We start from the raw sequence: 22,652 nt of genomic DNA on the forward strand, positions 1-22,652 counted from the left end.
CCCCTTCGCCGGATTCGGCACGACTACAGGAGACAACACATGGGCGTACTGGCCGGGCGGGTCGCCGTCATCACCGGCGCGGGTCGCGGCATCGGCCGCGAGCACGCATTGTTGTTCGCGAAGGAGGGCGCCGCCGTGGTCGTCAACGATCTCGGCGGCAGCAACGCGGGCGAGGGGACCGATGCCGGTCCCGCCCAGGAGGTGGTGCGCGAGATCGTCGCCGCGGGCGGGAAGGCGGTGGCCAATACCGACGACGTCGCCACCTGGGACGGTGCGCAGAAACTGGTCGAGCAAGCGGTCAGAGAGTTCGGCGGCCTGGACGTCGTCGTCAACAACGCGGGCATCCTGCGCGACGCCTTCGTCGCGGGCATGGACGAGTCGCAATGGGACGCGGTGATCGCCGTGCACCTCAAAGGCCACGCCGCGGTGCTGCGCCATGCCGCCGCATACTGGAAGCAGCAGTCCAAGGCGGGCAACCAGCCGAACGCGGCCGTGATCAACACGGCATCGGCGTCGGGCACCACCTTGCCCAACCCGGGACAGGCCAATTACGGCGCGGCCAAGGCCGGGATCGCCGCGCTGACCCTGGTGGCCGCCGACGAACTGGCGCGCTACGGCGTGCGGGTCAACGCGATCGCGCCGATCGCGCGCACCCGGCTCACCCTGGCCACGCCCGGCATGGGCGAGATGCTGGCGGCCGAGGCGGAGGAGTCGGAGGGCGGGTTCGACGCCTTCGCCCCGGCCAATATCGCGCCGCTGGTCGCCTACCTGGCCGCCGCGGACTGCCCGATCACCGGCAAGGTGTTCGCGGTGCAGGGCGGCGCGATCTCCGAGCTGGCCGGTTGGCACGATGTGAAGACCATCGAGACCGAGGGGCCCTGGCTGATCGACGACATCGCCGCTCGGCTGCCCTGACCTCGGGGGATGTGAGGAGAACGACGATGTTCGAATGGTCCGAGACCGATGTCATGATCCGCGATGCCGTCCGGGCGTTCATCGACAAGGAGATCCGCCCGAATCTGGACGCGCTCGACAGCGGTGAACTGCCGCCGTACCCCGTGATCCGGAAGTTGTTCCGCGAGTTCGGGATCGACGTGATGGGCGGCGAGGCCGTGCAGAAGATGCTGGCCAGGCAGGCGGCGCGGGAGAGCGCTCCCGCCGAAGCGGAACGGAAGCCGAAGTCATCCGGCTCGAGCCCCTTCGCCGGACAGGAATCGCTGATGGCGGTGCTCATCGGCGAGCTGTCCGGAGTGTGCATGGGCCTGGTCTCGGCGATGGGCGTGAGCATCGGCCTGGGCGCGACGACGATCATGTCGCGGGGCACGCTGGCGCAGAAGCAGCGCTGGCTGGAGGACATCGTCACCATGCGGAAGGTCGCCTCCTGGGCGATCACCGAACCGGACTCCGGTTCCGACGCGTTCGGCGGCATGAAGACCTACGTCAAGCGTGACGGCGAGGACTACCTGCTCAACGGCCAGAAGACGTTCATCACCAACGGCCCCTTCGCCGACGTGATGATCGTCTACGCGAAGCTCGACGACGGCGCGGGCGGCGACAAGCGCGACCGCAAGGTGCTCGCCTTCGTGCTGGACAAGGGCATGCCCGGCCTCACCCAGGGCAAGCCGTTCAAGAAGATGGGCCTGCACTCCTCACCGACCGGTGAGCTGTTCTTCGACAATGTGCGCCTCGGCCGGGACCGCCTGCTCGGCGAAACCGAAGAACACAGGGGCGGCGACGGCAGGGAGAGCGCCCGATCCAGCTTCACCGCCGAGCGCGTCGGCGTGGCCTTCATGGCGCTGGGCATCATCAACGAGTGTCATCGGCTGTGCGTGGAATACGCCAAGAACCGCAAGCTCTGGGGTCAGGAGATCGGACGGTTCCAGCTGGTCCAGCTGAAACTGGCGAAGATGGAGATCGCGCGGATCAACGTGCAGAACATGGTGTTCAACACGCTGGAGCGGGGCCGGGCGGGCAAACCCCCGACCCTGGCCGAGGCCTCCGCGATGAAGCTGTACGCCTCCGAGGCCGCCACCGAGGTGGCCATGGAAGCGGTGCAGCTGTTCGGCGGCAACGGCTACATGACCGAGTACCGCGTGGAGCAACTCGCCCGCGACGCCAAGTCACTGATGATCTACGCGGGCAGCAACGAGATCCAGGTGACCCACATCGCGAAAGGGATGCTCGCGCAGTAGTTTTCGAATCAGCTGGCTCGCCGTACGCACTGCGCGGTGAGCTACGGCCGCGCGCAACCAAGTCGGCCCGACCACCGGTCGTGGGCGGGGAGACCGAGCCCAGCCGGTTGACGATCCGGCTCGTGCCCGGTTTGTCCACTGCATCAGTGGCCGGCTGGCCATAGAGCGGTCATCATCGCCCACCGTCGCCGCGTTCGGGCGTGTCGGAACGGGCACTCGGGATGCCGCGTGCACTTGGTCCTGAACTCGAAAGCCGACGTGCTCAGCGCACCATAACTACGTCTTTCGAGCGAAGCGAGACCGAGCCATAGGAGGGCCGCGAACACCCAGCGCCGCAGGCGCTGGAAAGATCAACACAGCACACGCCGCGACGAAGTCGCGGCCGAATCACACAGCGCGTAGCCGGGTGCGGCTGGCGTAGACGTGTTCGGCGATGAGGGTGGCGATGCGGTCGGGCGCTTCCAGCATCGGCACGTGACCGACGCCGTTGACCAGGATGCGGTCGGCGGATTCGGGCAGTTCCTTCAGGTAGCGCCGAGCGTAGACGCGGTTCGGGATGACCCGGTCGTACTCCGACAGCAGCAGCCGGACCGGCGTCCGCAGGGTGGACAGGTCGTCCTGTGCCGGCGCCCGCATCGCGCCGAGAATCATCGGCACCATCGCCGGGCAGTGCAGCGCTGCGGCGAGCGCGGCCGCGGCGTCGCGCCGGGACACCGCGGAGGCATGTTTGCTCAACGCGAGCAATGCGACCCGCTGGGCGAGTGGGTTGCCGATCACGAATCCGCCCATGCGCTTGCCGATTTCGACGAGCGGTATCAGGGAGAGGAATTTCAGGTTGACCCGCCATTGGGTCAGCGAGGGCGCGTGCCAGCCGCCCGTGGGCGCGATCAGCGTCAGGGTGCGGGCACGTCCGCGGCGGGCGAGTTCGACGCCGACCAGTCCGCCGAGCGAGTTGCCCGCGATATGGCAAGTGCGCCAACCCAGTTCATCGAGCTGCTCGCAGATCCGGTCGGCCAGCGAGTGCACGTCCACCGACGGGCCTCCGGTGGGCGCGCCGCCCCAGTGGCCCGCGAACGCGGGCGCGAACACCTCGCAGTGCGTCGACAGCCGCGCCGCCGTCTGCTCCCAGCAGTGCGGCGACATCATGAATCCGTGCAGCAACAGCAGGGGATCGCCGGATCCCACGTGCAATGCCTTGATCGGCTGGGGCTGTTTCGCCCGGGTGGATCCGCGCGCGGGGGCGGAGGAGGACTGGGAGGTGTCGGACGACATCGTCATCACCCCTTCCTGGACGGCAGTGTCCAAGGGACTTCATCTGACCAGCATTGTACGGTCGTGGTGTGCCGTATATCTCGACAGTGAACGTGAACGGTGTCCGCGCGGCCGCGGGCAAGGGGCTGCTCGCCTGGCTCGCGGCCACCGAGGCGGACATCGTCTGCGTGCAGGAGACTCGCGCCACCGACGAGCAGGTCCGGGCCGCGCTGGCGCCCGCGCTGGACGCGGGATGGCAGCTGTCGCACGCCGAACCGGAGTCCAAGGGCCGCGCCGGTGTCGGCATCCTGTCCCGGCGGGCGCCCAGCGCCGTGCGAGTCGGCTTCGGCAGCGGTGAGTTCGCGGCGGCGGGCCGCTATCTCGAGGCCGATTTCGACGATGTCACCGTGGCCAGCGTCTATGTGCACTCCGGTGACGCGGGCACGGTGCGTCAAGACGAGAAGTATCGCTTCATGGCCGAACTCGGCGCCCACCTCGCCGCGCGAGCCGGTGATTTCGTGGTCGCCGGGGACTGGAACATCGCCCACACCGAGCGTGATCTGAAGAACTGGAAGGGCAATCTGAAGTCGGCCGGGTTCCTGCCGCAGGAGCGGGCGTGGATCGATGAGCTACTGGCCGCGGGATACGTCGACGTGGTGCGCCACCTGCATCCCGAGGTCGACGGTCCGTACAGCTGGTGGTCCTACCGGGGCCGCGCGTTCGACAACGACAGCGGCTGGCGCATCGACGCGGTTTACGCGAGAGCGGGCATCGCATCCCGCGCGGTGTCGGCACGGGTGGAGCGCGCGGCGACGTACGCCGAGCGTTGGTCCGACCATGCTCCGGTCACGGTGGAGTTCGCGGAGAAGGTTCCCGCACCGCTGACCAGCGAATACCCCCTACATGGTCATGGTCGGGGCGTACGGTCGTCCAGCGCGTTGCGGATCAGCTCCCGTGCTGCTTCGCCGGTCACGGACTGACCGGCCAGAACATCAAACGTCCGGTGATACACCGCAATCTCTCGCGGCTGAGTGATCGATAGCTCTGCCGTGATGTTTTCGACCAGGACGCGGCTCGAATCGAACATCAGAAACGACGTGGTAGCTGTCTCGAACGGTGCCAGCTTCGGCACGATTCCGAGCGTCACACGTGGCATACCTTGGACTGCTAAGAGCCGGTCGAGCTGGCCGACCATCGTCTGACCGTCGCCAACGGTGGTGTACAACGCTTGTTCACCAATGACGAAGTGGAACAAGTGATCCCGCTGATACAAGACTTGTTGCCGCTGCATCCGCTTGGATACCCCCGCGTCCAGATCGTTCGGAATCTGCTGGAACTCGATTACCTTCCGCAGGATGCCCGCCGCGTAGTCGGCGGTCTGTAGGAGACCGGGAATTAAGACCGGTTCGAACGATCGGATGATCCGAGCTTCGGATTCCCACTTGATCGACGCTTGCTGTCTGCGCTTTGTTCCGGTGCCGAGAATCTTCCGCCATTCGAGGTACGCGGTATCTATGCTCTGCCGTGCCGCGTGGAGGTCGGCTAGTTGATCATCCGCGTTGCAGTGTCGGCAGTACGCCGAGATGTCCTCTAGAGACGGCCGTATCCGGCCATATTCGATCTTTGAAACCTTGCTTGCGTCCCATCCGCTACGGCGTGCCAACTCAGCGCCGGAGAACCCAGCGGCAACACGAATACCCCGGAGTTGCGCCCCGAGATATTCGCGCTGCTGGTCAACTGAATCGGTCACTGTGTGACGTACTCCGGAAACGGGGTGCCGAGAGACCAGAACCGGGCTCGGAGGCCGCGACAGTACGCGGCAATGTACGGGTCGGTGGTTACCGCACCAGACCAACCTCCGGACTCCCCGAACGCTGAGAAGACCACTGTTTCGTCATCAAGTAGCCAGTAGTCATCCGAAGGGACTTCCCCGGCATGATGCCGGGGAAGATATCGAATGTCTTCGCCTGCCCGTACGTTGAGCGCTGCCACGGCAAGCGCGAACCGGGTGTAGTCGGTGTGCGGTTCGGTAACGATTCGTACCCGTGTGACCGCTACGCCCCGGCTGGCCGTCTCCTGTATCAGCTCGGTCCACGGCTGGAACCATGCGTAGTCATCCGGCTCGTCTGCCAGGAACCGCCGGAACGGTTCATGCTCGTTCGGTTCGGCGTACGAGTCGAGCACTTCGAGGTGAAATGCTTCCCGCTTGCAGGTCCGGAGTAGGTCCGGGAACCCTTCATCGGGCACTAGCAGCACCGTAGAACGTCCTTTCTAGCTTCGGAACCTCGATAGCGGCTTCGTCGTCGGCAATGTCGAGCTGTGCGAGTAGTTCTGGTTCGGTGACCGGCCGACCAGTGAGCCGAAATGTTCCTCGGCCGGTGTCGGTCAACGTCGCACCGATGAACGTATCCGGTTCCAGGAAACCGAGTAGCAGGTGTGGCAACTCGACGGTATCGGCCCGGTCTGTCTTCCATGCTTGGACGACGTACCCGGCGGGGTCGTTCGCCAGCAAGGTAGGGCATCCGTTGTTGGTGCTTCCGCCTTTGCCTAGGAAACGTAACGGCATCTGTGTACCTCCGGATCGTGTCGTGCACGAGATTGCACGTACAGAACCGATTCTGGCTCAGCGATGTGGGTTATGCACTGCAAATATTTGGCTCGTGCACGGTTGAGCATGATTGTGGACCTGGCCGGTAGACGGTTCGTAGCGTCGGAGTCGGCCCCCGTGACATGTGCCGCGAACCGGTCACGGGGTGCCTACCACTGGCCTACTACAGGGGGTTGAAATGACCGCAGACGGAGACCAACAACGCAGGCGCACAGAGCTTTACCCGTTCCCTGGTGGTGTGTTCGAACGGTGGAACGACACCGACGACGCAGAGCCGGGCGTGTATGTCGAGTTCCACCACCCCCGGCAGTCGTGTACCGACGCTCGGGCGTTCGGCCCTGGTGAAGCGGAACAACTCGGATCGGCGGACGACGAGACGGAGCCCGCGTGATGGGGTTGTTCGTGGCGTTCGCTGTCCCTCTGGTCGCGTTCTTCGCTGTGGTGTTCTGGCCGGAACGGATTCCGAAGGAACGGACCGTAGACGCGATCCGCGAACGGATCGAACGCGAAGGCGATATCTAGATGACTGGCGAGGATCTTCCGGAACGTGATCCCGGTACGAGATCGGGCCTATTTCTTCTCTCTACGTTTGACGAGTGGGAGCCTCAAGCGCCGGAACTTTTGGAGCGAGTTATGTCCGGCCTGACATCGAAATCGGGGGATAACCGTTGAAGACCATTATTGAGCTTATCTCTGCGGCCGTGCTGATCGGCATGAGTCCGGCGCTTACGGTCGGCACGGGTCCGGCTCACGCTAATGCCGAGAGGCAAGACGGACCAGCCACGATTTATGTGCAGGGGGAAGGGCTAACCGTGTACAAGACTGCCACAACGCTAGCCGTCGATAATGGACACAGCGGAAACCTACAGGCGTATTATCTGATCGTCCCACCGAATAGCAACCCGCGTAATGCCGAGAAGCATTACAGCGAGCATGTATTTCGGGGACCGCTGAGGCCCGGCGTAGCCCGAGATTCGTACGGGCCTACAGGTGGGTTTCTTGACGGTACGTTGCTGTGTGCTGGTTGGTGGGACCCGGCCGGAAGGGTCACCATTCCCGGAATCCCGTGTGTAAGAATTCACTCATGACGACACTCGCAGAGCAAGGCTGGACTCCGGTCACGGCCGAGCGCTCCCAGGGCGGCTACACATGGCGTGTATGGGTCCATCCGGAGGCTACGGGATGGACGTTGGTAGAAGCCCGTGACGAATCGGGCCGGATGCACTCCGGCGGCATAGGCGAACTGGACGATGTGCCTGAGCCGGAAGGGCCGCACTTCTGGGTGGGAACATCGGACGGGTTTCCAACTTTCGTAGGTGTCCGTTTCCCGGACGATTATCCAAGTATCGAGATCGAAACGTCACACCGACAGGTGACCGTTTCGGCTGAGGAGACCGAGAGTCATTTCGGTAAGCGTTTCTACGCTATGACTCTAAGCGACGATGAGGACCTGGTAGCTGTCATCGGAGGCGGAATCCGCAAACCGCATACCCGTGCACCCGGCATCGGGTCGGGAGAGACCGGGTTCTATCCTTCCGAGCGCTAGCAGGCTTCAGCAATCCTTCCCAAGTCGTCGGGGCGGTACGCCGAGTACACGCCGAAAATCTTTCAAGTCCGGACTGACATCGAAATCAGCACTGCCCGATTCTGAAGGAGCCAGAGTCGTGACACCCGAACCGGGCGAGTACCCGATAGATCCTGATAACCCGCCGGAGTTCCCCGGAAAGCTGCCTCGAGAGCTTTCGGTGGTGGTCCGTGATCAGTTGCAGAAAATTGCCGAGGAAGTGAACCCGTATCTCGGTCCCGACCACCGGGCCATAGCCGCACTGTTCAAAGCTGCGGAAGAGTTGGCGGTAGTCACCTTTCCCAAGTCGGGGCGATACGCCGAGTACACGCCGGACGAGTGATGTCCTTACTTCAGTTCCTCCACGAGCTTGGACGGTGTTGCGTCCGTGCTCTAGACGCCGGGCAGGTGACGTACATTCGTCAGTCATGACGGATAGCCGCGCTACCGGCAAGGCGCGTAACGGGGTCTACATTTCGGTTCCTTATCTGCATCTGCTCACCGAGTCGATCCGATGGCGCGTCGACCATCACCTCGCCCGAGGCGGTCCGGCCACCCGAGCCGAGGACGCGGTGGTGGGGCGCGCCGCCACCTTCGATCAACGCTGGTCGGGCCACGCGCCCGTCACGGTGCAGTACCGATGAACCGGGCGCGACCGATCAAGCGCGGTGTCGGTCTGCTGGTCGCGGTGGCCCTGGTGGTGCTCGCCGCGGTGCTCGCGCTGTACGACGGTGGCGCTACCACCACATCTACCCCGGAGAGTCGCGCGACCACCGTCGCGACGAGCGCGGTAACCCCGACCGCCGCCGCGCCACGCGGTGCGGACAGCGCGTCGCCGGTCGATCAGGCGTCCGGTGTCCCGGAGCGCGCATACGTCACGCTGCGGGAGATCGACGCCGGCCGGTGGCCCGCCTCGGCGAACGCCCCCGGCACCAAAGGGGGCGAGCGATGGCAGAACCGCGGCGGGAACCTGCCCGCCGCCGACGGCTCCGGTAAGCCGATCACCTATCAGGAATGGGACGTCAATCCCAAGCAGTCCGGCCGATCCCGCGACGCCGAACGCATCGTCACCGGTAGCGACGGTTCGGCCTGGTACACCGGCGACCACTACAAGACCTTCACGAGGATGCGCTGATGACAAAGACCGTCACGCTGTCGCAGTTCCTTGCCCGCTCCGACGCCGCCGACGCGCCGTCCAGCGCCGCACTCGCCCCGCCGCGTGTCACGTTCGGCACGCTCGCGGTGGACGCCGCCGAATTCAGCGGGGTGCGGGACAAAGCGCCCACGGGCTACCTGGTGCGTGAACTGCGCGGCGCGAAGATGCCCACCACCGCGCGCCTGTTCGACGAGTTCGCCGCCGCGTTCCAGTTTCCGTACTACTTCGGGGAGAACAAGGACGCGTTCGACGAGTGCCTGCGTGATCTGGACGATTTCGTCGGCGAAGGGGCCGGATACGTTGCCGTGGTGCGCGACTCGGCCGGATTGCTCGCCGACGAGCCCGTCGAGCGTGACTGGTTCGCCGAGGCCATGCGCGATTGCGCGGCCTACTGGTCGCGGCGGGACGTGCTCTTCCGGGTCGTCCTGCAAGGCGACGCGCCCGATCTGCAGGACGTGTCCCTGCGCCTGTGACCAGGGCTGTTACCGCAGTTTGCCGGCCATGTCCTCGCCGAGCAGGACGAACACGTCGACTGTCTGCTCGATCAATTCGTCGCGCGTGAGATCCAGGTCGCCTTGGAGCCAGGCGGTCAGCGTCTGCACCAGCCCCCCGACCAGGTAGAGGGCCCGGAAGTCGACCGCCGTGGCCGGGCCGGAATCCGGGATCCGGTAGAAGTCCGTGCCCTCGGTGGCCACCATCCGCGCGAACGCTCGCACCGTCTCGGTGGTGCGGGCGCGCAGTTCCGGCGTCGCCATGCCCGCGATGAGGGCGGCTTTCGCCTTGCGAGGGTCATCGGTGAGCAGGTGCACGCCCGCGGTGATCGCGGCGTGCGCGGTCGCGCGCGTGTCCGGCGCGGCGGTGCGCACGGCCGCGAGGATGGCCACCGCCAGTTCCGCGGCGATCCCGTCGATCAGGGCGGTGAGCACGGCGTCGCGGCTGTCGAAGTTCTCGTAGTAGTACCGCTCGTTGAGACCCGCCCGCGCGCACAACCCCGACACGGTCAGTTTGCCCAGCCCCTCCGTGCCGATGATCTCCAGCGCGGCCTCCAGCAACGCCGCACGCCGCTGCGCCCGGCGCTCCTCGGCGGAGATGCCCCCGTAAGTCCGCTGCGCCGTCACCCTTCGATTCTTACAGGTCCGCTGAACACCGACGCCTTGGTTGGCGCCCGATCGACCCGCGCGCAACATTCTGGCATGGAGTATTGCCAGAAAGGCCGGTTCTGGTGGATGCTATTGCCAGATGTGCTCGATGAGGAGGCGGCGATGTCCGAGCCCGGCTATTTCAGTGACCACTCGATGGTCCGGCGGGTGATGAGCAAGCGGGCGGTGGGACTGACCTACGGCTTGCGCGCGCTGGTGATCGGGGCCGTGCACCCACTGCTCTTTGTCGGCACGGCGGAGAACACCGAGCACCGCATGACCCCCTACACGCGGCTGGCGCTGACCGGCCGCCTGTTCGAGGCGGTGTTCCTCGGTAGCAGAGCCGAGGCCGACCGCGCGCTGGCGTTCACCAGGAAACGGCACGTCAAGGTACGTGGGACGCTGCCGGAGGACGCCGGCGACCAGCACCCGGCGGGGACGGGATACTCCGCGCTCGACCCGCACCTCATGTTCATGACCATGGCCTTCACGTTCGACTCGGCCGAGGTGATGTACGACCTGCTGGTGCGCACCATGACCGACGGTGAGCGCGAAGGGCTCTACCAGGACTACGTGCGCTGGGGCGAGCTGTTCGGCATGCCCGCGGACGCGGCGCCCGCCAGCTATCCGGAGTTTCGTGCCTTCTTCGACGGCTACCTCGCCTCCGACGAACTGTTCCTCACCGACGAGGCGCGGCTGGTCGGCTCCTACCTGGCCGGACAGCGCGTCCCCTACTCGCAGGGTGTGCCGTTGCAGCAGGTCACCTCCGCGTTCTACCTGCTGGTGCAGGGTAGCCTGCCGACACGCATCCGCCGGATGTACGGGATGCGCTGGGGTGTGGCGGAGGAGGTCGCCTACCAGGGACTGTCCCGAGCGGTCCGCACCGCGCACGTGTCGTTTCCGCTGGTGCCCCCGGTGCTGCGTGGCACGCTCGCCGGGCCGAGCGCGCCGGTCTACCAGATGCTGTCCAAGCGGGAACACGAACTGGTCAGCGGCGGACGGCCGAGCATGCCCGGGGTGGACCCGCGCAACTGGGTGCAGCGAAATTCGGCTTGAGCCGCATGCGAAAATCGGAGTATGTCGAGTCCTGCGCCCAGCCCGGCCGCCGAACGCAAACAGCGGGTTCTGTCCGGGATCCAGCCGACCAGCTCCTCGTTCCATCTAGGCAACTACCTTGGCGCGCTGCAGTACTGGGTGACCATGCAGGACGACTACGACGCGCTGTATTTCATCCCGAACATGCACGCGATCACGGTGCCGCAGGACCCCAAGGAGCTGAAGCTCCGCACCAAGGCCGCCGCCGCTCAGCTGCTCGCGCTGGGCATCGACCCGAAGAAGTCGACCCTGTTCGTGCAGAGCCAGGTACCCGAGCACGCCGAGCTGACCTGGGTGCTCAGCTGTCTCACCGGTTTCGGCGAGGCCAGCCGGATGACCCAGTTCAAGGACAAGTCGGTGAAGCAGGGCGCGGAGAACGCGACCGTCGGCCTGTTCACCTACCCGATACTGATGGCCGCGGACATCCTGCTCTACCGCGCCCATCAGGTGCCCGTCGGCGAGGACCAGCGTCAGCACTTGGAACTGACCCGTAACCTGGCTCAGCGCTTCAACACTCGGTTCAAGAAGACGTTCGTGGTGCCGGAGGCGCACATCGTCAAGGGCACGGCGAAGATCTACGACCTGCAGGACCCGACCGCGAAGATGAGCAAGTCGGCCTCCACCGACGCGGGTCTGATCAACCTGCTCGACGACCCGAAGGTCACCGCGAAGAAGGTGAAATCCGCGGTCACCGACACCGAACGCGAGATCCGCTACGACCCGGAACTCAAGCCGGGCGTCAGCAACCTGTTGGTGATCCTGAGTTCGCTGACCGGTGCGCCGATCGTCACCTTGGAAAAGGATTTCGAGGGTAAGGGTTACGGCGAGCTGAAAGCCGACGTGGCCGACGCGCTGGTCGAATTCGTGACGCCGTTGCAGGCCAAGGTGCAAGAGTACATGTCGGATCAGGGTGAACTCGACCGCATACTCGCGGCCGGCGCCGAGCGTGCGCGAGAGATCGCAGGCAACACCCTCGCGCAGGTCTACGACCGGGTCGGCTTGCTGAGTCGCTAGGCGGGCCGCTCGTCTGGGCGGTTGCCGTTCGCCCGACCGGGTATCACCGGTGCGAGGTCTCTCGGTCGAAGGGGCGAATGGTGCATGTGATCGACAACGTCAAAGCCGGGATCCAACGCCGGATCCAGGCGCAGCCGTGGCTGGACCATCTGGTTCGCGCGGCGGGACGCTATCAGCGGCAGCGGGGCGACTACTACGCGGCGGGCATCACGTATTTCACTGTGCTCTCGTTGTTTCCGCTGCTCATGATCGCTTTCGCGGTCGCGGGCGTGATCTTGTCCAGCCATCCTGATCTGCTCGGGGAGTTGCAGGCCAAGATCGTCGAGAACATTCCCGGCTCGTTCGGCACCCAGCTGAACGATTTGATCGATCAGGCGGTCGACTCCCGGCGCACGGTCGGCGCGCTGGGCCTGATCACCGGCGTCTACAGCGGCCTCGGCTGGATGGCCAACCTGCGCGCCGCGCTCACCGAGCAATGGGACCAGAAGTCTCCGGACGGCAACTGGCTGATGACCAAGCTCTCCGATCTGGGTGCGCTGGTCGGTCTCGGCCTCGCGTTCGCGGTCTCGCTGGGGTTGTCGGCCTTGGCGTCGAGCTCGCTCGGCAGTCAACTGCTGGCCAATCTGGGCCTCGGCGAATTGCCGGGCGCGGACCTGCTGTTGTCGCTGTTGTCGATCGCGCTCGGGTTCCTCGCCTCCTGGGCGGTGTTCGCCTGGGTCATCGCACGGTTGCCCCGGGAACCGGTGACGCTGGCCAGTGCCGCCAAGGCGGCCGGTCTGGCCGCGCTGGTCTTCGAGGTGTTCAAGATCGTCGCCTCGATCTACCTGCAATCGGTGCTCAGCAGCCCGGCGGGCGCCACCTTCGGCTCGATCATCGGTCTGATGGTGTTCACTTACGTCACCTACCGCATCGTCCTGTTCGCCACGGCCTGGGCCGCCACCGCCGCGGAGAACGAGCCGGAAGCCGAGATTCCCGCCCCCGGGCCGGCCGTGATTGCGCCGCGGGTCGGTGCGCGTGACGTCTCGATGGGGGTGGGCGCGGCCTTCTTCGGCGCGGGCGCGCTTGCCGCCCTGACTCTTTCCGGATTGCGCAGGTCGGACCGGCGGTGATCGATCAGCGTCGCCGGGTGGCCCGCCGTGCCCCCAGGACGAGCGCGGCGATCACGAGGACACCGCCGATGATCAGCACGGTTCGCGCGCCCGTGCGGCGATCTCCGGTGTGTGGCATGGCGGAGGGGTCGCTGCCCGGCGACGAGGACATCGCCGGGTCGTTTCCCGATGTGGGCGGCGCGGCGAGGGTGGCTCCGCTCTGGTCGCGCTGGGGTACCACCGCGCCGGGCAGATTGCCGATCGCGGCGCCGCGGGGCAGCGCGAATCCGTAGTCGAGCAGGCGGGCGGCCTGCTCCCACGGGCGCACCGGCTGCACGTCGGCCTTGAGGAGAGTGACGGCGAGCCTGCGGCCGCCCCGCTGGGCGGCGGCGACGAAGGTCTGGCGCGCGTCATCGGTGAAGCCGGTCTTGCCGCCGAGGGCGCCGTCGTAGTTGTAGAGCAGCTGGTTGTCGTTGCCGATCGGGTAGCCGGGGCGGTCGGTGTCGCCCGGAACGGCCGGGTCGGCGGGGTAGCCGGGGAAGTCGACCTGCTCGGTGTGGATCAGCTCGGCGAACAGCGGGACGGTCATGGCCTCACGGAACAGCACGGCGAGGTCGTAGGCCGAGGTGCTCATGCCGGGGCCGTCCAGCCCGGACGGAGTGGCCGTGCGAGTATCCATGGCGCGCAACGACTTCGCCAGGTCGTTCATCTTCGCCACGGTCGCGGCGTCGCCGCCGAGCTGCGCCGCGATGGCATGCGCCGCGTCGTTGCCCGAAGCCATGATCAACGCCTGCATGAGCTGCCGATTGGTGTAACGGCCGCCGGGGCCGATGCCGACCCGGGTGCCGTCGGCGTTGGCGTCGGCCTGCGTGCCGACGACCACCTTGTCGAGATTCAGTGTGCGCAGCGCCAGCGTGGCCAGCAGCACCTTGATCGTGCTCGCGGGGCGGTAGCGACCGTGCGGGTCCTTCGCGGCCAGCACCTCTCCGGTATCCAGATCCGCCACCAGCCAGGCCGTCGCCGAAATGTCCTGCGGAGCGGGCGGCGCGGCTTTGGGAAGTACGACTCCGCACTCGCCGAGGCGGGTTCCCCCGATCGGCGGGGAAGGGATCGACAAAGGCGTAGGAGTCGGCTGTCCGGGCGCGGGCACTTCGGAGGTGTCGATCGGTGCGGGCGGCGATGTCTTCTGCGGGCACCCGTCGGTGTTCGGGGTGGTGAACGGGGTGGTGGTGCTCGGTGCCGCAAGAGACGGCGCGGCCGTCGCTCCGATCGCGGCGACGGCGAGGACGGCGCCTGCGCAGAGCAAGGCACGGCGAGTGATCTTCATCGCCGATGAGCCTAGCGAGCGGTCCGGTGATGGGGCAGTCCATCCCCGCGACGGTATTGACAGTATCTACTAAGTGAGAGCTACTATCAAAAAGATGTAGCTACCATTTCTGGAGGCGTCATGAAGAACGACTCGTCCCGTCGCTGGTTCGCCCTCGGCGCGCTGGCCGTGGCGATGCTGACGATCGGGCTCGATGTCACCGTGCTGACCGTGGCGCTGCCCACGCTCGCCGTCGACCTGAATGCGAATACCGCCGCGCTGCAATGGTTCAGCAGCGCCTACACGCTGGCGCTGGCCGCCGTGATGCTGCCCGCGGGCGCGCTCGGCGATCGCTACGGCCGCAAGAAGTTCCTGCTCGCCGCGCTGGTGCTGTTCGGTGTGGCGTCCATCGCGTGCGCCGTGGCCACCTCGCCCGGCGAACTCGTCGCGGCGCGCGTCGTGCTCGGCATCGCGGCCGCGGCGATGATGCCGCTGTCGATGTCGGTGCTGCCCGCGATGTTCCCCGAACCGGCGGAGCTCCAGCGGGCGCTTACCATCTGGATCACCTCCACCGCGATCGGCCTACCGTTGGGCCCGATCGTGGGAGGTTGGTTGCTGCGGAACTTCTGGTGGGGTTCGGTGTTCCTGATCAACGTGCCGATGGTCGTGATCGGTGCGTGCGCCGTCGCCGCGTTGGTGCCCGAATCGCGCAGCGCGCAGCGCTTCCGGATCGATCTGCCCGGCGTCGCGCTGTCCGCCGCTGGCATGCTCGGGCTCACCTACGGCTTCATCAGGATCGGCGAGAAAGGCTGGGGCGACGGCCCGGCCTGGGCGATCATCGCGGCCGGTGTGCTGCTGCTCGGCGCGTTCCTGGTCTGGCAGCGCAGGACCACGCATCCGCTGGTCGATCTCGGGCTCTTCGCCGCCGACGGATTCCGCTGGGGGACGGCCTTTTCGATCGTGGTGAACTTCGCGATGTTCGGCATGTTCTTCACCGTTCCGCAGTACTTCCAAGCGGTGCTCGGCGTGGACGCGCTCGGCAGCGGCCTGCGATTGCTCCCGTTGATCGCCGGTTTGCTGGTCGGCAGCAGGCTGGTCGACAAAGTGCTGCCGAAATTGGGCGTGCGCGTGGTGGTGGCCGCCGGATTCGCGCTGCTGGCCGGCTCGCTGGCGCTGGGGGCGTTGACCACCGTGGACAGCGGTTACGGCTTCGCCGCCCTGTGGTTGACGCTGCTCGGCGCCGGTATGGGGGTGGTGATGCCCGCGGCCATGGGCATGGCGATGGGTGATCTGGATGCCGAGCGCTCCGGGTCCGGTTCCGCGCTGTTGCAGGCGCTGCGCCAAGCAGGTGGCACCATCGGCGTCGCGGTGCTCGGCACCGTGCTGTCCACCCGGTACCGGTCGGAACTGGGCGAGCTGAACCGCGAGCCGGTCTCCGACGGCGTGAACGCGGGCGTCGCCGCGGCGGGCAAGCTGGGCGATTCGTCGATGCTGCACCAGGTGCAGGTGGCCTTCCTCGGCGGCATGAGCGCGATGCTGTGGGCCTGCGCCGCGATATGCGTGCTGGCGGCGGTACTCACGGCGACCTTGGTGCGCACGCGGCAACCCGCACGGGCGCCGGAGCCGGGTGCGGCAGAATCGATCCATGTCGGTTGAGCTACCCGCGAGCGGGACGGCGCAGGGTCTGCGCGAGCGGAAGAAGGAACGGACCCGCCGGACGATTCGCCTCGAGGCTTTCCGGCTGTTCCGCGAGCAGGGTTACAACGAGACGACGATCGAACAGATCGCCGCGGCCGCCGATGTCTCGCCGAGTACCTTCTTCCGCTACTTCCCGACCAAGGAACAGCTGGTGCTCGCCGACGACCTCGATCCGGCGATGATCGAGGCGTTGCGGCGTCAGCCGCGCGACATCGGGCCGATGGCGGCATTTCGTAACGCGGTGCTGGAGGTCTTCGGCAATCTGGCCGCCGCCGAGCTGGCGTTCGAGCAGGAGCGGCAGGCGCTGCTCTATCACGTGCCGGAGCTGCGCTCGGCCATCGGTCTGGAGATCATCCGCAGCATCGACCTCATCGCGAGCCTGCTGGCCGATCATCTCGGCCGGGCCGCCGACGACTTCGAGGTGCGAGTGGCGGCGGGCGCGATGGCGGGCGCGGCTCTCGGCATGGCGACGATGACGCCGTTGAACGTCGAGAACATCACCCGCACATTGGATTTCCTGGACGCGGGCATGCCGCTCGTGCCGAAGCGCGAGTCCTGAAGCACCGGCCGTACTGTTACGCGCCCGCGGGACTGGCCTGCCGCAAACGGTCGGGCGTGTCGTCGTCCATGGTCGCGAAGAAGCCGCCGATCACGTCCTCGATCTCGGCGATCGAGTCCGCGCAGTAGAGAGTCGGCTGATAGTGGGTGATGTCGTAGGTCGCGGTACCCATCCGGGCGATGTCGAGCGGGCGTAGTTCGGCGTGCCGGAACTCCTCGATCTCGCCGTAGGACGACAGCAGGCCCGCGCCGTAGCACCGAATCTCGCCGCGCTCCCGGACGACGCCGAATTCCATCGAGAACCAGAAGACGTCGGCAAGGAATTTCAACGCGCGATCGGTGCTCAGGCGCGCCACCGCCGCGCCGACGGTCGCGTAGATCGCCGCGAAGCGCGGGCTGGCGATCTGGGTGGCATGCCCGATGATCTCGTGGATGGCATCCGGCTCCGGGGTGTACAACGGTGCGGAATGATGCCGGATGTACTGCGTGGAGTGGAAGATCCGATCGGCGAAGGAGCCGAAGAACTGTCGCAGCGGCACCAGTCCGGCGGCCGGTGCGTACCGGAATCCGGTCAGCGGGGCGAGCGCCGCGGACACCTCGTCCAATTGCGGGATGTGGTCGGTGGGCAACGACAGCGCTTCGGCGGCCGTCAACACCTCCGCGCTGGCATAGGTGCGATGTTTGCGCGCGAGTTCGGCCGACACGATCCGCCACACCTGCTGCTCCTCGTCGGTGTAGGCGATATGGGGTAGCGGCTTTCCCGGCGCGTGGTCCAGTGCCAGCGCGGCGATGGCATTGCGCCGGGCCCGATATTCCGGATCGTGCACACCGGGGTGCTCATCGCTCAGGTGCACGGTCACGTCGCCGTCGCCGGTGCGGGTCACCGGCGAGTACAACTGCGCCTCGCTGAACATGACTCGATGCAAGCACCGCGGGCACCCGCCGACAACAAAAGCCCGTTCAGCTGAGCAATCTGCCTAGCTGAACGGGCTTTCCCGCGGCCGTCCTGACAATCGAAGGCGGGGATCGGACGGCGTGCTGATCAGTGCGCGCCGTGCAACGAATGCACCACCGCGTGGCCTTTGCCGCGTCCGATCATCCACTTGTTGACCGGCGTGGTCAGCACGAAGGCCACCGCCAAGGCGAAGGCGAGGGTGGTCCAGAACAGCACCGTGTCCAGGTGGGCGTCCATCGCGCCGGGGACGGCGAGGATCACGGCGTTGTCCACGATCTCCATCACCGTGATGGACACCGTGTCGGCGGCAAGCGCGGTGCCGACGGCGGCCGCCAACGGCAGGCCCGCGTGCAGCACGCCGCGCATGGTCAACGCATAGCCGAACACGAACGCCAGCACGATGGCCAGCACCATCGTCGAGGTGTTGTTCCAGCCCAGCGCGGTGCCGATCACCATGCCGAGGATTTCGCCGATGGCGCAGCCGGTGAGGCAGTGCAGGGTCGCCATCGCCGCCATCCGCCAGGTAGCGGGGCCGTGGTGCGCGCCGCGCTGTCCGGCGTGTGCGGCGTGGGAGACGTGTTCGCCCGACGGGTGGTGCCTGTGTTCCATGACTGGAACTATACCCCCGTAGGGTATCTGCGCAAGTCCGAGTTCGCGATTTGCCGGACATGAGCGGGCGTTATGCCGCAAGATGGCGAAAGTATGAAGGAGGGCGCATGAAATCCATGCGGATCGATCTCGACCAGGACCTGCTCGCCGCGGCCGCCGCCATCATGGGCACGTCGACCAGTGACGCCACCGTCAACGAGGCCTTGCGCCGGATCGTCGTGCACGAGCGCCAGCTGCACAATCTGCAGCGGCTCGCCGCGAAGATGTTCGTCGGGCTACCGGACGTCGCGGTGGTGGACCGCTAGGCCTTCTGGAACCGGTTATCTGGGAGAAGTGGGCCGCCGCTCCTCGAGAGCGCGCTGCCAGATCTCGTCGAACTCCTCGGCGTCGATTCGAAGCGCGGTGAACTCGGTTTGCGCACTCAGTTCGTCCGGCGTCGGAACCGGGATCTGCCCGAGTTCGGTCGTGCCGGTGCCACGGCCCGAATCGGCCCAGTCGCGGTGCCCGTCGCGGAACACCTCGACTTTGCGCACCTCGAAACCGTCGTCGCCGATCTCGCTGAGCAACTCGACCGGCTCGTCCTCGAAATCGTGGTGCCATTGCGCCTTCAGGTACCACATCGCCATCAGCTCCCCAGCTCGCGACTGACTCGGCTACCGAACCGCACACCAGCCAGCATATGGGCTAGCACTCGGCAGGCGGTGCCGCGTCGGGACATCTCGGCTGGACGTCCGCCTCCGCGGCGCGTCCTTCGGGGACGGACTACTCCGCCTCGGCGGGTGCGGCGAAGAAGCGGATCAGCATGTGGCGCGCGCCTGCGGTCGCATCGGCTCGATGGGTCGAGTAGCGCGCTACCAGCGCGCCGTACTCGGCGATGAACTCCATCCACTGCTCATGGGTCAGGTATGTATTGCTGCGGTGCACCTGGGCCCACCCGGCCGGGCCGGTCCACTCCTTGGTGGCGCGCAGGTATAGGTCGATATCGCGACCGGACTTGAGCGCGGCGAGGTGGGCTACCGCGGCGCGCTCGGCCGGTTCCATGGTGGCCGGGTCCGGTGTCGTGTGGCTGAACGGCACCGTACGCCACCATCGTTCGCGGCCGGTGGAGCGCTCCGCGATCTCCTCGATCAACCCGATTTCGGCGAGTTTGCGCAGGTGATAGCTGGTGGTGCCGGTGCTCTCACGCAGCGCCTCGGCCAGGGTGGCCGAATTCGCCTCGCCGTGCCCGCCCAGGTAGTCGAGGATCTGGCTGCGCAGCGGATGGGCCAGGGTGCGATACAGCGCGGTGCGTTCGGCGCTGGTCATCTCGTCGGCGCTGTGCGTCTCCCTAGGAGTCTGATCGGCCATGTCACTCACCCTAACAAAGGATTTTTTGCAAAAATTTGTTTGCAGAGATTCATTTGCGATCCTACTGTGGAGTGCATGATCACGACCGCACCGCACCCGCGACGCGCCGGGGAACCGACCGACCGACATGCCCGCGACAGTTACCGAAGGGCTCGCGGCATGCTCGCGGCCTCGGGGTTCGCGCTGCTCCCCTGGGCCGGGATACTCGCTGCCACTCTCCCGGCCACCGCGCAGGTACGGAACTGGTCGACCGCATGGGTGGGCCTTGACCTGCTGCTCGCGGCGGGCTGTGGCGCGACCTGTGTCCTGCTGCGCCGCAACGATTCGCGAGCCAGGCTCAGTGCCGCCGCCGTGGCCGGGATCGCCGTGGTGGACATGTGGTTCGACCTGGTCACCGCCGAACCCGGCGGGCAATTCGCCGTGGCGGTACTGTGCGCCGTCGCCGAGACCGCCCTGATAACAGCCTGTTCGCGAATCGCGCTCGGTGACAATGCGCCGGCGTCCGACGAAGCGCCGGTCCCAAGCAGCGGTCAACGCCGCCGCCGATAACGATGCCTCCGAGCCGTGGTGTTGTGGACCTGCGCGACTGTCGGTACCCCCTGGCAGAATGCCGGGCACAGTTGGCGTGACCGAGGGGTGGGGGAGTCATGGCGGTCTCTCTGATCGATGTGCCGGTAACGCAGCGGCCGCGTGAGCGGTTGCTGGCGCTCGGGCCGCACGCGCTGAGCGATGCGGAGTTGCTGGCTCTGCTGCTACGCCAGGGCAGGCGCGGTGCGAGCGCGCTGGATCTGGCGGTGGAGTTGCTGGTCGAGCACGGCGGGCTCGCCGGGCTGGCGTCCGCGCGGCCGGAGGAGTTGTCGCGCCGGGCGGGCATCGGCGTCGCGAAGGCCGCCGCGATCATCGCCGCCTTCCACCTCGGCGCACGAGCACGTGGCAGGCCGGACACGTCGATCCGGTTCACCAGCCCCGCCGACGTGGCCGCCGCCGCCCTCCCGCTGTTCGCGGGCGCCCGGGTGGAGCGTCTTCTCGTCCTGATCTGCGACGCCCAGAATCGCCTCCGCCAGAAGGTCTTCGTCGCCGAAGGCGCTGTCGACCAGGTCGCCGTCCCCGTCCGGGAAATACTGAACACCGTCCTGCGCCACGACGGCCGCGCCTTCGCCATCGTGCACAACCACCCTTCCGGCGATCCCACCCCCAGCCGCGACGACCGCCACACCACAACCCTCCTCACCGAAGCCGCCCACACCGTAGGCCTGCGTTTCCTCGACCACGTGGTCATCGCGGGGGAGAGGTGGACGAGCGCACCGAGACTCGCTTGACCTTCTCACTGTGTGAAGGCCTTCACTGGCTGTCGGAGGTGGTCCCCATCAATTCGACACACGGCAATACACAGCACACCCGGCTGCTCGACGCATTGGCGGCCGCGAATTCGTCGACGCGGCTGCAGGCGGCGCTGGCGGTAGGCACGCATCCCGAAGCCGGTTTCATCGACGCCCTGGTAGAGCGGTCCGCGATCGAGCCGGACTTCTTCGTGCGGGACATGCTCACGTGGGCGCTGACTCGGTTCCCGGCGGAGCTCACAGTGCCGAGACTGCTCACGGAGGTGCGTTCCGAGCGTGCGCAGGCCAGGAGCCAAGCGTTGCACACGCTGTCCAAGATCGGCGATTCGAGCGCGTGGCCGGCGATCGCGCGTTCGTCGCTCCACGATGCCGACGATGAAGTCGCGCGAAGTGCCTGGCGTGCCGCCGTCGTTCTCGTGCCCCACGAAGCGACCGAATGGCTGGGCGCGGAGCTGGCCAGGCAATTCGGTCGGGGAGACCGGGAGGTACGGTTGAGCTTGAGCCGCGCTCTGGTCGCGCTCGGGGAGGTGGTCGAGCCGGTCCTCCGGACAGCGATGGCTGATCCCGATCCAACGGTGCGGGCGCATGCGCGCGCCACCGAACGGCTCCTGCGCGACCCGGACGCCGGATTCGACCTCGCCGTCGATGAGGCACGGCGGGTCGTCGCACTCGGCCCGGATCGGGAGGAGACGACTGCGTGCTGATCGGTGAGGTGGCGCGCCGCTCGGGAGTGAGCGCCCGCATGCTCAGGCACTACGACTCACTCGGGCTGGTCCGACCGACCGGCCGTACCGTGGGCGGTTACCGGGAATACTCGCCGGAAGACATTCGGCGGATCTTCCACGTCGAGGGCCTGCGCTCCCTTGGGCTGTCACTGAGCCAGATCGGACGCGCTCTCGATGACGCCGCATTCACCCCGTCCGCGCTGGTCGGAGACCTCATTCGGAAGACCGGAGAACGACTGGACCGGGAGCGAGAACTCCTGGAGCGGCTTCGTACGGTCGATTCTGCCGAGCCCTCCGGCTGGCAAGACGTCCTGCGCATCATCGAACTGCTGCACGGACTCGGTTCGCAGAGCCCCGCCCGGCGGCAGCAGGCCGTCCTGGCGCCGGCCGAGGACGTAGCGGTGCCGGCCGAACTGCTGGCCGAGGCGGTGCTCACCGAATCCGATCCGTATGTGGCCGGGGCTTTGCGGTGGGCGCTGGCACGTGCCGGCGGTGACGGGGTGGCGAGCGTGGCATCCGGCCTGGGCTCCGAGGACGTCGACGTCCGGCGGCGCGCGGTCTTCGCGCTCGCCGAGCTGCCGGGCGACGAGGCGACCGCGGTGCTCACGGACGCGCTCGAGGACCCGGACACGACGGTCCGCAGACACGCCGCTCTCGCCGTGGGTGGGCGCGGCGTGACCCGGGCCGTGCCAGCGCTTGTCGGCACGGTGGTCGAAGGCCCGAACGACGTCGAGGCGGCCGAACTCTTGGGAACGCTTGCGCAGGACGCGGAGTGGGCGGATCGGATCATAAGTGCGCTGGTCGAACAGCTCACCGCATATGCGACGGACTCGGCGGTGCGAATCCGACTGACCCAGGCGCTCGCTGAAATGCCGGGGACCATCGCGCTGGATACCCTGCGGCAACTGTCCTGCGATGAGGATCGCGCCGTGGCGGCCATCGCCTCGGCCCTCGTGGAAACGCTCGTAGAACGACCGGGCGAGGAGCTGGGGCAACCCTGACCGATC

General features: G+C 66.9%; 28 protein-coding genes and 1 pseudogene. 19 read left to right on the plus strand and 10 right to left on the minus strand.

The features are described from left to right. Nucleotides 1–39 precede the first annotated feature (39 nt). Both ACWEO7_RS19885 and ACWEO7_RS19890 read left to right on the plus strand, forming a co-directional pair. Nucleotides 40–915: an SDR family oxidoreductase gene (locus tag ACWEO7_RS19885; RefSeq protein WP_452425101.1), complete on the plus strand. Its 876-nt coding sequence runs from the start codon at nt 40–42 to the stop codon at nt 913–915. Nucleotides 916–941: 26 nt separating this feature from the next. Beyond that, a complete protein-coding gene (locus ACWEO7_RS19890; protein WP_452425103.1) occupies nt 942–2,192 on the plus strand; it encodes an acyl-CoA dehydrogenase family protein in 1,251 nt (416 codons plus the stop codon). A 387-nt stretch (nt 2,193–2,579) separates the two neighbouring features. On the opposite strand, the gene ACWEO7_RS19895 is transcribed toward ACWEO7_RS19890, so the two are convergent. Then, nucleotides 2,580–3,470 carry an alpha/beta fold hydrolase gene (locus tag ACWEO7_RS19895; protein WP_452425105.1) on the minus strand — a complete coding sequence of 297 codons (891 nt, stop codon included), beginning with the start codon at nt 3,468–3,470 and terminating at the stop codon, nt 2,580–2,582. A gap of 62 nt (nt 3,471–3,532) precedes the next feature. On the opposite strand from ACWEO7_RS19895, the gene ACWEO7_RS19900 reads away from it, so the two are divergent. Then, nucleotides 3,533–4,423 carry an exodeoxyribonuclease III gene (locus ACWEO7_RS19900; RefSeq protein WP_452425106.1) on the plus strand — a complete coding sequence of 297 codons (891 nt, stop codon included), beginning with the start codon at nt 3,533–3,535 and terminating at the stop codon, nt 4,421–4,423. On the opposite strand, the gene ACWEO7_RS19905 is transcribed toward ACWEO7_RS19900, so the two are convergent. From ACWEO7_RS19905 to ACWEO7_RS19915, 3 genes are read right to left on the minus strand one after another with little or no spacing between them, the layout of a single operon-like run. Then, the gene (locus ACWEO7_RS19905; protein WP_452425108.1) at nt 4,351–5,193 is read right to left on the minus strand and encodes a helix-turn-helix domain-containing protein; all 843 of its coding nucleotides are present in this window, start codon (nt 5,191–5,193) and stop codon (nt 4,351–4,353) included. The two genes, ACWEO7_RS19900 and ACWEO7_RS19905, sit on opposite strands and share 73 nt — an antisense overlap. Continuing rightward, nucleotides 5,190–5,699 carry a DUF6879 family protein gene (locus ACWEO7_RS19910; RefSeq protein ID WP_379252062.1) on the minus strand — a complete coding sequence of 170 codons (510 nt, stop codon included), beginning with the start codon at nt 5,697–5,699 and terminating at the stop codon, nt 5,190–5,192. The genes ACWEO7_RS19905 and ACWEO7_RS19910 overlap by 4 nt, the downstream gene beginning before the upstream one ends. Further along, on the minus strand, nt 5,680–5,955 hold the full coding sequence (locus ACWEO7_RS19915; RefSeq protein WP_452425109.1) for a hypothetical protein: 276 nt from the start codon (nt 5,953–5,955) through the stop codon (nt 5,680–5,682). The genes ACWEO7_RS19910 and ACWEO7_RS19915 overlap by 20 nt, the downstream gene beginning before the upstream one ends. Before the next feature lie 483 nt (nt 5,956–6,438). On the opposite strand from ACWEO7_RS19915, the gene ACWEO7_RS19920 reads away from it, so the two are divergent. The 6 genes and pseudogenes from ACWEO7_RS19920 to ACWEO7_RS19945 all read left to right on the plus strand — a co-directional run bounded on the left by ACWEO7_RS19920 (nt 6,439) and on the right by ACWEO7_RS19945 (nt 9,244). Continuing rightward, nucleotides 6,439–6,573 (plus strand): hypothetical protein, encoded by a 135-nt coding sequence (locus ACWEO7_RS19920; RefSeq protein WP_452425110.1) that lies wholly within the window; start codon nt 6,439–6,441, stop codon nt 6,571–6,573. Between the two features lie 562 nt (nt 6,574–7,135). Continuing rightward, the gene (locus tag ACWEO7_RS19925; protein ID WP_452425112.1) at nt 7,136–7,597 is read left to right on the plus strand and encodes a hypothetical protein; all 462 of its coding nucleotides are present in this window, start codon (nt 7,136–7,138) and stop codon (nt 7,595–7,597) included. 118 nt (nt 7,598–7,715) lie between these two features. After that, the gene (locus ACWEO7_RS19930; RefSeq protein WP_452425113.1) at nt 7,716–7,958 is read left to right on the plus strand and encodes a hypothetical protein; all 243 of its coding nucleotides are present in this window, start codon (nt 7,716–7,718) and stop codon (nt 7,956–7,958) included. Between the two features lie 208 nt (nt 7,959–8,166). Then, nucleotides 8,167–8,259: pseudogene (locus ACWEO7_RS19935) on the plus strand (exodeoxyribonuclease III); the annotation flags it as partial. Beyond that, nucleotides 8,256–8,750: a ribonuclease domain-containing protein gene (locus ACWEO7_RS19940; RefSeq protein WP_452425114.1), complete on the plus strand. Its 495-nt coding sequence runs from the start codon at nt 8,256–8,258 to the stop codon at nt 8,748–8,750. The pseudogene ACWEO7_RS19935 and the gene ACWEO7_RS19940, both read left to right, overlap by 4 nt. After that, the gene (locus tag ACWEO7_RS19945; RefSeq protein ID WP_450019343.1) at nt 8,750–9,244 is read left to right on the plus strand and encodes a barstar family protein; all 495 of its coding nucleotides are present in this window, start codon (nt 8,750–8,752) and stop codon (nt 9,242–9,244) included. The genes ACWEO7_RS19940 and ACWEO7_RS19945 overlap by 1 nt, the downstream gene beginning before the upstream one ends. Nucleotides 9,245–9,253: 9 nt before the next feature. On the opposite strand, the gene ACWEO7_RS19950 is transcribed toward ACWEO7_RS19945, so the two are convergent. Further along, on the minus strand, nt 9,254–9,889 hold the full coding sequence (locus ACWEO7_RS19950) for a TetR/AcrR family transcriptional regulator (protein ID WP_452425115.1): 636 nt from the start codon (nt 9,887–9,889) through the stop codon (nt 9,254–9,256). A 144-nt stretch (nt 9,890–10,033) separates the two neighbouring features. On the opposite strand from ACWEO7_RS19950, the gene ACWEO7_RS19955 reads away from it, so the two are divergent. The 3 genes from ACWEO7_RS19955 (at nt 10,034) to yhjD (ending at nt 13,128) form a co-directional block, all read left to right on the plus strand. After that, a complete protein-coding gene (locus ACWEO7_RS19955; RefSeq protein WP_452425117.1) occupies nt 10,034–10,966 on the plus strand; it encodes an oxygenase MpaB family protein in 933 nt (310 codons plus the stop codon). A gap of 21 nt (nt 10,967–10,987) precedes the next feature. Next, a complete protein-coding gene (gene trpS / locus ACWEO7_RS19960) occupies nt 10,988–12,019 on the plus strand; it encodes a tryptophan--tRNA ligase (RefSeq protein WP_452425118.1) in 1,032 nt (343 codons plus the stop codon). 80 nt (nt 12,020–12,099) lie between these two features. Beyond that, nucleotides 12,100–13,128, plus strand: coding sequence for an inner membrane protein YhjD (gene yhjD / locus ACWEO7_RS19965; RefSeq protein WP_452425141.1), 1,029 nt, complete (start codon nt 12,100–12,102; stop codon nt 13,126–13,128). A gap of 4 nt (nt 13,129–13,132) precedes the next feature. Here the strand turns inward: yhjD and ACWEO7_RS19970 are convergent, their stop codons facing one another. Further along, nucleotides 13,133–14,434, minus strand: a complete 1,302-nt coding sequence (locus tag ACWEO7_RS19970) for a D-alanyl-D-alanine carboxypeptidase family protein (RefSeq protein WP_452425120.1) — start codon at nt 14,432–14,434, stop codon at nt 13,133–13,135. Between the two features lie 120 nt (nt 14,435–14,554). On the opposite strand from ACWEO7_RS19970, the gene ACWEO7_RS19975 reads away from it, so the two are divergent. Together ACWEO7_RS19975 and ACWEO7_RS19980 are read left to right on the plus strand one after the other, a co-directional pair. Then, nucleotides 14,555–16,069: an MFS transporter gene (locus tag ACWEO7_RS19975; protein ID WP_452425122.1), complete on the plus strand. Its 1,515-nt coding sequence runs from the start codon at nt 14,555–14,557 to the stop codon at nt 16,067–16,069. Next, a complete protein-coding gene (locus ACWEO7_RS19980) occupies nt 16,059–16,670 on the plus strand; it encodes a TetR family transcriptional regulator (RefSeq protein WP_452425124.1) in 612 nt (203 codons plus the stop codon). Before ACWEO7_RS19975 ends, ACWEO7_RS19980 begins: the two co-directional genes overlap by 11 nt. 16 nt (nt 16,671–16,686) lie before the next feature. On the opposite strand, the gene ACWEO7_RS19985 is transcribed toward ACWEO7_RS19980, so the two are convergent. Together ACWEO7_RS19985 and ACWEO7_RS19990 are read right to left on the minus strand one after the other, a co-directional pair. Next, nucleotides 16,687–17,583: a phenylalanine 4-monooxygenase gene (locus ACWEO7_RS19985; protein WP_452425125.1), complete on the minus strand. Its 897-nt coding sequence runs from the start codon at nt 17,581–17,583 to the stop codon at nt 16,687–16,689. 128 nt (nt 17,584–17,711) lie between these two features. Beyond that, nucleotides 17,712–18,233, minus strand: a complete 522-nt coding sequence (locus tag ACWEO7_RS19990) for a DUF4396 domain-containing protein (protein ID WP_452425127.1) — start codon at nt 18,231–18,233, stop codon at nt 17,712–17,714. A gap of 107 nt (nt 18,234–18,340) precedes the next feature. Between ACWEO7_RS19990 and ACWEO7_RS19995 the strand changes: the two genes are divergently transcribed. Further along, nucleotides 18,341–18,538: a type II toxin-antitoxin system VapB family antitoxin gene (locus ACWEO7_RS19995; protein ID WP_452425128.1), complete on the plus strand. Its 198-nt coding sequence runs from the start codon at nt 18,341–18,343 to the stop codon at nt 18,536–18,538. Between the two features lie 15 nt (nt 18,539–18,553). Here the strand turns inward: ACWEO7_RS19995 and ACWEO7_RS20000 are convergent, their stop codons facing one another. Both ACWEO7_RS20000 and ACWEO7_RS20005 read right to left on the minus strand, forming a co-directional pair. Next, the gene (locus tag ACWEO7_RS20000; RefSeq protein ID WP_452425130.1) at nt 18,554–18,853 is read right to left on the minus strand and encodes a DUF6881 domain-containing protein; all 300 of its coding nucleotides are present in this window, start codon (nt 18,851–18,853) and stop codon (nt 18,554–18,556) included. Between the two features lie 142 nt (nt 18,854–18,995). Continuing rightward, the gene (locus ACWEO7_RS20005; protein WP_452425132.1) at nt 18,996–19,580 is read right to left on the minus strand and encodes a helix-turn-helix domain-containing protein; all 585 of its coding nucleotides are present in this window, start codon (nt 19,578–19,580) and stop codon (nt 18,996–18,998) included. Nucleotides 19,581–19,655: 75 nt separating this feature from the next. Between ACWEO7_RS20005 and ACWEO7_RS20010 the strand changes: the two genes are divergently transcribed. The 4 genes from ACWEO7_RS20010 (at nt 19,656) to ACWEO7_RS20025 (ending at nt 22,646) form a co-directional block, all read left to right on the plus strand. After that, nucleotides 19,656–20,129 carry a hypothetical protein gene (locus tag ACWEO7_RS20010; RefSeq protein ID WP_452425134.1) on the plus strand — a complete coding sequence of 158 codons (474 nt, stop codon included), beginning with the start codon at nt 19,656–19,658 and terminating at the stop codon, nt 20,127–20,129. A 98-nt stretch (nt 20,130–20,227) separates the two neighbouring features. Continuing rightward, nucleotides 20,228–20,899 (plus strand): RadC family protein, encoded by a 672-nt coding sequence (gene radC / locus ACWEO7_RS20015; protein ID WP_450019319.1) that lies wholly within the window; start codon nt 20,228–20,230, stop codon nt 20,897–20,899. 47 nt (nt 20,900–20,946) lie between these two features. Continuing rightward, nucleotides 20,947–21,624, plus strand: coding sequence for a HEAT repeat domain-containing protein (locus tag ACWEO7_RS20020; protein ID WP_452425142.1), 678 nt, complete (start codon nt 20,947–20,949; stop codon nt 21,622–21,624). Then, a complete protein-coding gene (locus ACWEO7_RS20025; protein ID WP_452425135.1) occupies nt 21,618–22,646 on the plus strand; it encodes a HEAT repeat domain-containing protein in 1,029 nt (342 codons plus the stop codon). Before ACWEO7_RS20020 ends, ACWEO7_RS20025 begins: the two co-directional genes overlap by 7 nt. The last annotated feature ends 6 nt before the right edge of the window (nt 22,647–22,652 follow it).

The organism is Nocardia sp. NPDC004260 (genome assembly GCF_053603155.1).

What these genes read in the sequence shown, in the direction of transcription:
- ACWEO7_RS19945 (WP_450019343.1), top strand. Translation starts at nt 8,750, where the DNA reads ATGACAAAGACCGTCACGCTGTCGCAGTTCCTTGCCCGCTCCGACGCC.
- ACWEO7_RS19980 (WP_452425124.1), top strand. Translation starts at nt 16,059, where the DNA reads ATGTCGGTTGAGCTACCCGCGAGCGGGACGGCGCAGGGTCTGCGCGAG.
- ACWEO7_RS20010 (WP_452425134.1), top strand. Translation starts at nt 19,656, where the DNA reads ATGATCACGACCGCACCGCACCCGCGACGCGCCGGGGAACCGACCGAC.
- ACWEO7_RS19885 (WP_452425101.1), top strand. Translation starts at nt 40, where the DNA reads ATGGGCGTACTGGCCGGGCGGGTCGCCGTCATCACCGGCGCGGGTCGC.
- ACWEO7_RS19975 (WP_452425122.1), top strand. Translation starts at nt 14,555, where the DNA reads ATGAAGAACGACTCGTCCCGTCGCTGGTTCGCCCTCGGCGCGCTGGCC.
- trpS (WP_452425118.1), top strand. Translation starts at nt 10,988, where the DNA reads ATGTCGAGTCCTGCGCCCAGCCCGGCCGCCGAACGCAAACAGCGGGTT.
- ACWEO7_RS19995 (WP_452425128.1), top strand. Translation starts at nt 18,341, where the DNA reads ATGAAATCCATGCGGATCGATCTCGACCAGGACCTGCTCGCCGCGGCC.
- ACWEO7_RS19890 (WP_452425103.1), top strand. Translation starts at nt 942, where the DNA reads ATGTTCGAATGGTCCGAGACCGATGTCATGATCCGCGATGCCGTCCGG.
- ACWEO7_RS19970 (WP_452425120.1), bottom strand. Translation starts at nt 14,434, where the DNA reads ATGAAGATCACTCGCCGTGCCTTGCTCTGCGCAGGCGCCGTCCTCGCC.
- ACWEO7_RS19985 (WP_452425125.1), bottom strand. Translation starts at nt 17,583, where the DNA reads ATGTTCAGCGAGGCGCAGTTGTACTCGCCGGTGACCCGCACCGGCGAC.
- ACWEO7_RS19955 (WP_452425117.1), top strand. Translation starts at nt 10,034, where the DNA reads ATGTCCGAGCCCGGCTATTTCAGTGACCACTCGATGGTCCGGCGGGTG.
- ACWEO7_RS20000 (WP_452425130.1), bottom strand. Translation starts at nt 18,853, where the DNA reads ATGTGGTACCTGAAGGCGCAATGGCACCACGATTTCGAGGACGAGCCG.
- ACWEO7_RS19990 (WP_452425127.1), bottom strand. Translation starts at nt 18,233, where the DNA reads ATGGAACACAGGCACCACCCGTCGGGCGAACACGTCTCCCACGCCGCA.
- ACWEO7_RS19925 (WP_452425112.1), top strand. Translation starts at nt 7,136, where the DNA reads ATGACGACACTCGCAGAGCAAGGCTGGACTCCGGTCACGGCCGAGCGC.
- radC (WP_450019319.1), top strand. Translation starts at nt 20,228, where the DNA reads ATGGCGGTCTCTCTGATCGATGTGCCGGTAACGCAGCGGCCGCGTGAG.
- ACWEO7_RS19940 (WP_452425114.1), top strand. Translation starts at nt 8,256, where the DNA reads ATGAACCGGGCGCGACCGATCAAGCGCGGTGTCGGTCTGCTGGTCGCG.
- ACWEO7_RS19895 (WP_452425105.1), bottom strand. Translation starts at nt 3,470, where the DNA reads ATGACGATGTCGTCCGACACCTCCCAGTCCTCCTCCGCCCCCGCGCGC.
- ACWEO7_RS20005 (WP_452425132.1), bottom strand. Translation starts at nt 19,580, where the DNA reads ATGGCCGATCAGACTCCTAGGGAGACGCACAGCGCCGACGAGATGACC.